This window comes from Rhizobium sp. SVR5-2C (assembly GCF_056755115.1).
Map to the genome: position 1 here is coordinate 1 of NZ_JBNDHT010000193.1, position 9470 is coordinate 9470.

Sequence of the window (9470 nt, forward strand, 5' to 3'; positions counted from 1 at the left end):
GTTCTGCCCTATGCACCGGACAGCAGCTATGGCCGACCTGCAGACCTTATGGCATTGATCGACTCGGCCCACGAGCGTGGCATCAGCGTCTTCCTGGACGTCGTCTACAACCATTTCGGCCCGGACGGCAATTATCTCCCAATGTATGCGCCGCTGTTTACCGAGCACCACAAGACGCCGTGGGGCAACGGCATCAATTATGATGGAGACGGCTCGAAGCCAGTGCGCGAGTTTGTCATCCAGAACGCGATCTACTGGATCACCGAGTTCAGATTGGACGGGCTGCGCCTCGACGCGGTGCACGCCATCAAGGACGACAGCCAAGAGCATCTTCTTCATGAGCTGGCCCGGCGCGTTCGCGAAGCTGCGGGCGCTCGGTATGTTCATCTGATTGTCGAAAACGAAGATAACGATAGTGATCTTTTACGGCGTGACGAGAACGGCCGCACGACCCTCTTCACGGCCCAGTGGAACGACGACGTCCATCACGTGCTGCACATTGCTGCAACCGGCGAGACGTTCGGCTACTACCAGGACTATGCCGATCATGTCGGCAAGATCGGCAAGGCGCTCGCTGAAGGTTTTGTGTTTCAGGGCGAACACATGCCCTACCGGGGTGGGGTCCGTGGCAAGCCATCGACCGATCTGCCTCCCACCTCGTTCATCTCCTTCGTTCAAAACCATGATCAGATCGGCAACCGGGCGCTGGGCGACCGTATGGTTGCGTACAGGCCGCTGGAACCAATCAGGGCAGTGTCAGCAGTCTATCTGCTGTCGCCGCAAATCCCGATGTTGTTCATGGGCGAGGAGTGGGGAGCACGTGAACCCTTTCCGTATTTCTGCGACTTCGACGAAGATTTGAACGAGAAGGTGAGGAAGGGACGGCGCGAGGAGCTGTCGCGTCTGCCCGGTTTTGATGCCGATGACCTTCTCGATCCGCCCGCTCAGTCCACATTCGAGATGGCGAAGCTTGATTGGTCTCGCCTTGACGGAGCCAATACGTCAGACATGCTCGCGTTCTATAAGTCTCTTCTTGCGGTTCGGCACAAGTGGATCGTTCCGCTGCTGAAAGGCGTCGGCACTGGCAGCGGGTCGTTCCGTCATGATGGAAGTCTCACCACGGTGGAGTGGACGCTCGCGGGCGGCGCCACGCTTCACCTGCTCGCAAACCTCTCGGACGAACCAGCAAGGATCACATCGCCGCCCATTGGCGAACGGATCTTCCTGCTGGGCTCGGCTAGTGGCGCCACTCTCTCTCCTTGGTCCGTATGTTCAAGCATCAGCCCGGCTGAGAGTTGAAGTTGACCAATCTGACTTGAAACGAGAGACCACTATGGATTCGCATCTCGATCGTCTGGCCGAAGAGTGTGGAATAAGCCCGACTAGGCCTTCCCCTGACAACGCGGAAGTGCCGATCACGGACGCGACGAAGCAGAAGATTCTTGCTGCGCTCGGAGTGGGAAAACGAGCCGCTCGGCGCCCCGTGAGGAAGCAGAAATCCAAGCCGATCCCAAAATCGTACCTGCCGGACCTTCTGGAAAAAGAGCGCGTCTGGGGCATCAGCCTGCAGCTCTATGAATTGCGGTCCAAGCGCAATTGGGGCATCGGAGACTTCGAGGATCTGATCGGAATGGTCAGGCTGGTCAACTCGCTGGGCGCAGATTTTGTCGGGCTCAACCCGTTGCATGCCCCGTTCCTGTCAGATCCCGATCGCTGCAGCCCGTATGAGCCGTCGAACCGGCAAATGCTCAACCCTCTCTACATCGCCGTCGACAAGGTTGCGGGATTTACGAGCAGCCCGGAACTGGAAAGGCAGTTACTGGCTCTGCGGCAAACCGACCTGGTCGATTATAAGGGGATTGCCGAGATTAAATTGGCAGCTCTGCGTGCGCTCTGGCTGTCACGGCACGCCTCCATAACCGGCTCGAGCGATCGCGATGGTTTCAAGGATTTCGTCGAAGAGCGCGGAAATGTCTTGCGACTGCACGCGTTGTTCGAAACCCTGTCGGCGTTCATGACCGGGAGCGGTTACGGTACCGGCTGGAGATCCTGGCCGACCGAATACCAGAGACCCAACAGCGTGCAAGTAGAAGAGTTTGCCGAAGCACATGCCGATACCATCCATTTTCACATGTGGCTGCAATGGCTAGCCCATCTGCAGCTTAGTGAAGCCGCAACGGTCGCACGGGACGTCGGCCTTCGGATCGGCCTGTATCTCGATCTGGCCGTCGGAGAAGCGATGGACGGGTCGGCCACCTGGAGTGAGAGAGACGCGTATATTGCCAATGCCACGGTCGGGAGCCCGCCGGATCCGTTCGCGACGGGAGGCCAGGACTGGCATCTGGCGGCTTTCCATCCGGCAGCGATTGCGTCGGGGAAAGATGCTCCGTACCGGCGAATGGTAAGCGCTGCGATGCGCTACGCCGGCGCCGTCAGGATCGATCATGTCGCAGCACTGCGGCGCCTGTTCCTCGTGCCGCTTGACAGTTTGCCCGACGGCGGCGCCTACGTGAATTACCCGCAAGACGAGTTGCTGCAGGTTCTGGCAGACGCGTCCGCGGAATTCCGGTGTCTGGTCATTGGGGAGGATTTGGGAATGCTGCCGGAAGGGCTGCAGGACGACCTGGCGGAGGCTGGCATCCTGTCCTATCGCATCCTCTCCTACGAGCGCGAAGGCGACAGCTTTAAGCCTGCCGACGCTTATCCCCGGCTGTCGCTTGCATGCATTTCTACGCACGACCACCAGACTTTGGCCGGGTGGTGGCGTGGCGCCGATATCAAAGCGCGGGCTGAACACGGGATCGTTCCTCCGGACGTGAGTGAAACGCATATCGAAGAACGCCAACACGAGCGGGTGGACCTGCATGTGGCGCTGGACGAAGCAGGCACGGACCCACCGGACCGTCTTCCGCCTCGAACCGCGACCGACGACAAGCTGAAAGATTTGGTGGTCAGCGCCCATCGCTTCATTGCCAAGACGCCGTCCGTGCTGGCTGCGGTGCGGCTGGCGGACATGACAGGAGAGAAACGCCCGACGAATATCCCGGGCACGAGCGACAGCTACCCGAACTGGAAGCCGAAGCTCTCCGTTTTGATTGACGAATTGAACGATTTGCCGCTTCTCAAGGCCATCGCTGAAGCGATGCGCAAAGAGCGGTCGGGTGGGGCATGAGATGCCACCGTCAACCCGATTGTCTGGTGAAATCCATCGGGAAACCAATGTTTCGTTGCGACGTTTTCGTCTGCAATCAAAAAGGTGGGTTACGTGACAGAAGCAGACCAATCCGACATTCATGGCGATCTTCCTGCCGCCGCATCCAAGCAGGGTTTGGCTGACCACAAGGAACTCGCCGCATTTGCATTCCAAAGGACGCGCATGCCGATCGTGGTCGCTGACGCCCGTCAGCCAGACTACCCGATCGTACTTGCCAACGACGCTTTCCTCTCCTTGACCGGCTACACAGCAGACGAGGTCATCGGGCAAAACTGCCGCATGTTGCAGGGGCGGGACACATCGCCGACCGCGATTGCCGAGATCCGCGCCATCATCGCCCAGGAGCGCGAGGGCACTGTCGAGATCCTCAATTACCGGAAGGACGGCCGCACCTTCTGGAATCAGCTCTATCTTAGCCCGATCAGGGCTGACGACGGCCGTCTTGTTTACTACTTCGCGTCGCAGATCGATGTCACGGAATTGCGCAGAGTGCAAACGCTGGAGGACGCTGAGCACAGGCTACTTCTTGAGGTCGATCATCGGACGAAGAATGTTCTGGCGATCGTCGACAGCATCGTGCGCCTCAGCCGTTCCGACAACGCGGCGCTCTACGCTGCATCCGTACAGCAACGCGTGCAGGCGCTGGCCCGCACCCACGTTCTCCTCGCCGAAAACGGATGGCAGGAAATACCTCTTCAGGACATTGTCGCTTTGCAGGTCAGTGTTTTCGGAAAGGAGAATATCGAATTCTATGGTCCCGCCGTGATGGTGCCGGCGACATCAGTCCAGCCCATTGGTCTTGCGATCCACGAACTCGCCTCGAACGCAGCGGTACACGGAGTTCTTTCCCGGAGGGGCGGGAACCTGGTGATTAACTGGAAGCCCGAAGGTGCCGGTCTGCGATTGGAATGGCATGAGCGCGGCGGGCGCCCGCCTGAGGTGCGCGGAAACGGGTTCGGCGACGTCCTTCTTGGAGTGGTACTCGAGAACCAGCTTGGCGGACGGATTACGCGGGAATGGCGGGATGACGGCTTGTGGCTTTCGGTCGAGCTCCCGTCGCTGGATCGAGTGGGCCGAAATCTTAAATCCCCGCCATAACCGATCAAAGAGCCTCGGCACCCGCAATCTGTGCCAGGCCGAGGGACGCCGATCCCCACATCGGCGACAGATGCTTAAGCTGCGGCCGTTGATGTCACTACTGTTTGGCGGATGCTTAGACCTACGCGCCGTCAATCCGTCGACGCAACACATCGTCTTCCGAAAGCTTCGTTTTCTCAGCAAGGTGGGTCGGCAGGCGATTAAAGCCGTGGCCGCCTCGGGGACGATGATCAAACAAGAATTTCTGTTCGCCTCGTTCCATCGGGTGTGCATTTCGACGCTATCGGCGACTATCGGATCGGCTCCACCGGCGATGAACAAAGCTGCCACGAAGAACTGGACCAGTCGAGCGTTCCAACGGCGGCCGGTGTGAAATCGAGGGAGGCAGGCGAGGATCCTGTCGAACCGTCGCGCTCCTGCCAGATCATGATCGCTAACCAAAAAGTTGTCGTTTGGCGCCTTGCCTGCTCCTCACAGGCGCCGGATCTCGATCGCGCGGACGACGACCTCTTCCTGTCGGAAGCGGGCTTCAAGTTCCCTGCGGTATGAAGACCACCAGGATCGATCGAGCTCCTCGACCATCACTTCGGCAACGACGATCCGGTCGAACTCAACGTCTCCGTTATCCTCCCAGATGCCTTCAGCCGGCGAATTGACGTGCAACGTCACTCCGCCGAACTTCTCACCGCCAGCTCGTCGCGGACAAGATCGAGGTTCGTCCGGTTCCGGCGGGTGTGCGTCACAGGAAGCAGTATTTCGACGAGATACGGCATGGCCGGCAAACCTCCGTATCGCAAGAAGGTTCCCCGCTACGACTGTATCCGCCTCTTTGCTCTCACGTCTCACTTCGATGTTGCTGGCATTTCTCTAAGCGCTTTGCGTGGCCACGGGTTCGTCAATCGCGGAACGCGCCCGACGAGTGGGGTGGATCGAGACGGGCGTTCTACACCATGTCCCCTGTCGGGCGCGGTGCGCCCGCGGCAGTGGTCGTGATGGTCGCTGCTTGCACGCTGTGCAACAAAATTTCGACGAGGCTCCGTTAAAGTATGCGGTCAAATGCCCTAGCCGCGACCTGTTGTTGATTTCGAAGAACGAACTGACCGGTATTGTTCGGTAATGTTCCAAAAAAACCCCGCCGAAGCGGGGCAGGTTACGGGGAAAACGTGACCGCGCGGCACCAGGGAAGAGGGCTGCGGCTCCAACATCACTGGCGACTAGGTAAGGAAGACTACCGCGCGGCCGTCATTCAAACGCTCAAGATAGGCAACCGTTCCCGTTCGATACCGTACGGACCAAAAGAGCGTGCGATTGGTTGCGGGGTGTCAAAAGGGTTGCACCGCTTGAGTGTGGTTGGAACAGGGCGAGACCGAATAGCGACGCGAAAGCGAGCAACGCGACAAGAAACCAAATCACCAAGCTCAGAACAATTAGGATGACGATGCGTCCACAACCTCGCCCGGCGGGGTTACCAGAATAGCGATCAGGATCACTCATTGAGGCCGGCTCTGGAATGCTCCCAAAAGAAGCAGCGTCAAGAAAGGTAGAGCGCCATCCCCGTCGTCAATTGTCAGATATCATTACGCGGAGGTTAGTCAGAGGACGAGGGCCCGCCCTACGAAAAGCGAACCCTGTCGTCCCTCATGCGCAGGAACAACCTCCAAATCCCGCAACATGATTGGAACAACGCAGCGCGCCCAACGGGCTGCGCCACTTCGTCCATGGTGCAAAACTATTAGATTCCGTTGATGTTCCGGTATGGTAGCGTACAGACAAAAGCGACCCGCGTGCTTTGAGGGAGTTGCAGGGTCAGGTCGCCAGTGTGACTGGCTGGATGCGCTGGCGGGCGATGCCAGGACGCGCATCCGGCGAGTGACTGCATCGAGGGGAACGAAGGGCTCGCCTGTGCTGAAAGCGAGCCCTTGTTACACCTCGCGGGTTGCGCGAAACCCGGGCGTGGAATCGGTCCAAGCAGCAGACCAACTCAGAATGCACATTGCCAGATAGTATTTCCGTGGCAAGCCTTAATGGGGAGATGTCGAACAGCGCCGACAGCGGTTAAATGGCGATACGACCAAGGGGCTCGCCCCAAACGTGCGAAAATGGCGAACCCCTGGTCTTATGGCGACCGCGGATATTGGGTAACGTGGCCGTCATGACGCGGTGCATTTGGGTGGCTTCAGCATCTAAAACTAAAGCGCTGGCGAGCCTGCTCGTCAATGATCAATTAGAGTTATGTTGACGGCTATCGATGGGTCGAAGGGCCAAGCCCACGGAAAGACGATAAGCCTGAACGAGCTGCCAGAAGATCAGTACCGTATCCACATCCCAGCCTCTCTCGCGGCGGCAATAAAGGCGGCACGAGCCGCCTCGTGCGCCATTAGATTGTCGAGCGCGGCTAGGCAGACTTCCTGTGCCCGCCAGAAGCATTGCCGGACGTCGTGGGCCACCGGGTTGTAAGCAATGTGAAGGCTGCTCTTGTTCCTGTGATGACCACTGACCGCGCACCCGGGTGCAATTGCAATTCAACAATGGTGGTCCACGCTCCGTCTTCCATGACCGCACCTTGTGAGACGATGCGCGGCTAACACTCGGCGGCGGGGTAAGTTCCGAATTTCAGCGGAATCCGGCTTGGTACGCTCTTAGCTCTCCGCTAGCGAACGAAGAGGGGCCGGCGGGTGCGGCGCGCAAACCTCGTCGCCTTGCGACCAGAGCGTCGGGCGCCTGAATGCCTGAGCTAACAAGCGCGATGGCGTGTCTCAGCGCGGACTGACCGTGCTCGCTTTGGACATCGATGTGATTTCTATCTGACCAGCAGCACATTGCCGAGGTGATGACTTCAATCTCATCGTCTGTATAGGAAAGTAGTTCGAAAAGAGACAAATGGCTCTCCTGTTGGGGCGAGAGCAGATTGTCTCTCAAGCGGTCGACACCCGGTTGTATACGTGGACCGATGATCAACAGTACGCCTTGGTGCCGCCAGCGGCAAAGGAATTCGCTTTTCCGGTCTGCTACCGTACCGCCCCGCGCCAAAAACCGGGAGGTGGAGCAATGTCAGTCCACGAAGCCGAACAGCCACGCGATAAGCAGCGCTAACACTCCCATTGCGATCAGTATCCACACGCCGCGGCGCCGGCTCGGTGGCTTTCCAGAGTATCGGTCGGGATCACTCATTGTCGACTCCCGAAGTCTTCGGGGAAACGGTGACGCGGGTGCCAGGACGAAGGCTCGTTCATCGCTGGCCGTTTGACAGGAAGGACCGCCGCGCGGCGATACCAATAACGATTGGCGTTCAGCGGACGTTCCCGTCTGCTAAGGTGGAATCGCGCGGCTTTCCGTATGAGGTAACGGAAGGGACCGGAAGAGATCGACCACGCGATCCCAATTGTTAAACAATCAAGACTTCGCAATGTTCCGTTGCTGTACAGGACGACGGATCAAAAGAAAGCCCCGCCGAAGTAGGGCAGTTTGACGAAGAAGGATCGCGCGGCCTTCCAAGGGCAAGGAAGGGGCAAACAGTAACCCGGACACGATCCCAATAACATAAACGATCTACGGTGAGTTCCGGGTTTTAGGCGCATCAAGCCCTGAACCGTTCACGTCCTTCATTTCGTGGAAGCTGCTGTTCGATCAGGTAGCGCGCAAGTGCGGTGATGCCGCCGTCGTCGGTTGTATCGGTCTCCAGCAACTCCAGAGCGCGCTCGAAGATTGGTCCTTGCTCCTCGGTGGTAATGAGGCCCTTTTTCTCAAGATGCTCCATCAGCGCGGCGTGAAGTGCTTAGGTGGAAAGGGAGAGGGCGGAGGAGGAGACAAGGGTGGGGTCTGCCAGCACGGACGCCTGAATGCTCCGCGATGAGCGGCGGTTTCTAGCAGCTCGCAACACACGGCGGCATCTTTCAATCACTGGCATTTTTCTCCCGGCAGCTAAAACGCCTGGTAGCGTAACGGAACTCAGGAAGCGCGGGAAGACGGCCTTAAGTCCGACTGATGATTGGGCTGGCGATCAGATCACCAGCCGCTGCAAGGAAGGCTCATCCTTAACGCCGTGCTGGTAGAAATGGATGATCATCGTCGCGAGCTCCTCGCGGGCCTCGTCACTTGTGACATGCTTGGCTTCACAAACCTGATCAAAGACGCGCTGACACATGGCCACCTGCTCGTCCTGCATCGGAATCTGGTCTGAAAGTATTCGCGCTTGGATCATCGAAGGCGCACCGACCTCGCTATTTTGAATTGTAGGGCGCAGAGGGGTAAATGGACGGGGTTACGACCAGGGCTCGTCCAAACGTGTCAGAAATGGCGAGCCCTGTCGCATACCACGGCGCTGGTTGGAGAGCGGATGCCGCGGCTAAGTGCTGTGCTTGGCGGCTACAGCGCCTTGAAATAAAGCTCCAGCGGGCCTGCCCGTCAATCATCAATTCGGATTAGGATCGAAGGGCCTCCCTACGGAAACGACCCCTTGCCGCTCGGACTTGAAAGGAACTGAGGGGCTGCGCACCGAACTGGTCCACTGCCGCAATAATCTGACTTCGACAATGTTCCTGAGCGGAAGCGCGCAGTTTGATACACCGGCAGCTTTTCCAATCTTGAACGCCTCCTGGCAACCTGGCGCCGCGCCGAGAGGCCGGAAACGGAAAAGGATGATACGGCGCCGACTCGGATTAGGCTCGTCGACAGAATACATGACAATACGCCTGTGCGTGATCGGCAAACCGGTCATTTGATCTCGCCGGTTGTCGCCGCTACTCTTTGCAGCCGCGCGGCGGACTGACCATCAATCAAGCACGGAAAGTGGATGCCCTCAAACAGGGATCACAAACGTTTGCTGTTTTGCGCAGCTTCTCCATGCGATTTCGCGGAATATTTCATGGCCGAACTTCAGCGAAACCCGAAGGATGGATCGATGATGCCGTTCATTCTGGACTCGTTTTCCTCGCCCGTTTTGCCCGCATTCTTTCCCGGGATATCGACGCCGTCTGTAACGCCATCGACCTGCCCTGGAGCAATGGTCAGGCGGAAGGTCAGATCAACCGACTGAAGACGATCAAGCGGGCAATGTACGGTCGAGCGGGTACCGTCTCGTAGTTTGCAATGTCGCTGGGATTTTCGTTCTACCTAAACCACTTCGCCAACTACAACGCGACCTACGGCGCCCTCGGCG

7 protein-coding genes and 1 pseudogene are annotated in these 9470 nt (G+C 58.4%); 4 read left to right on the forward strand and 4 right to left on the reverse strand.

The genetic code is table 11. The features are described from left to right. From ACPYOI_RS32750 to lov, 3 genes are all read left to right on the forward strand, one after another. Positions 1–1299 (forward strand): DUF3459 domain-containing protein (locus ACPYOI_RS32750; RefSeq protein WP_481423938.1); only part of this gene is annotated, 1299 nt, incomplete at its 5' end. A gap of 34 nt (positions 1300–1333) precedes the next feature. Beyond that, positions 1334–3172, forward strand: coding sequence for a 4-alpha-glucanotransferase (malQ, locus tag ACPYOI_RS32755; protein ID WP_481418888.1), 1839 nt, complete (start codon positions 1334–1336; stop codon positions 3170–3172). Positions 3173–3265: 93 nt separating this feature from the next. Beyond that, a complete protein-coding gene (lov, locus tag ACPYOI_RS32760; RefSeq protein ID WP_481418887.1) occupies positions 3266–4312 on the forward strand; it encodes a blue-light-activated histidine kinase in 1047 nt (348 codons plus the stop codon). Positions 4313–4783: 471 nt separating this feature from the next. On the opposite strand, the gene ACPYOI_RS32765 is transcribed toward lov, so the two are convergent. The 4 genes from ACPYOI_RS32765 to ACPYOI_RS32780 form a co-directional block, all read right to left on the reverse strand. Then, positions 4784–4981, reverse strand: coding sequence for a hypothetical protein (locus ACPYOI_RS32765; protein ID WP_481418886.1), 198 nt, complete (start codon positions 4979–4981; stop codon positions 4784–4786). 1637 nt (positions 4982–6618) lie between these two features. After that, entirely contained in the window at positions 6619–6759 is a 141-nt protein-coding gene (locus ACPYOI_RS32770) for a DUF982 domain-containing protein (RefSeq protein ID WP_481418885.1), read from the reverse strand. 1130 nt (positions 6760–7889) lie between these two features. Next, positions 7890–8069: a hypothetical protein gene (locus ACPYOI_RS32775; protein WP_481423939.1), complete on the reverse strand. Its 180-nt coding sequence runs from the start codon at positions 8067–8069 to the stop codon at positions 7890–7892. A 243-nt stretch (positions 8070–8312) separates the two neighbouring features. Continuing rightward, positions 8313–8513 carry a hypothetical protein gene (locus ACPYOI_RS32780; RefSeq protein WP_481423940.1) on the reverse strand — a complete coding sequence of 67 codons (201 nt, stop codon included), beginning with the start codon at positions 8511–8513 and terminating at the stop codon, positions 8313–8315. A gap of 360 nt (positions 8514–8873) precedes the next feature. On the opposite strand from ACPYOI_RS32780, the pseudogene ACPYOI_RS32785 reads away from it, so the two are divergent. After that, positions 8874–9394, forward strand: a pseudogene (locus ACPYOI_RS32785) (transposase); the annotation flags it as partial. Positions 9395–9470: the final 76 nt, after the last annotated feature.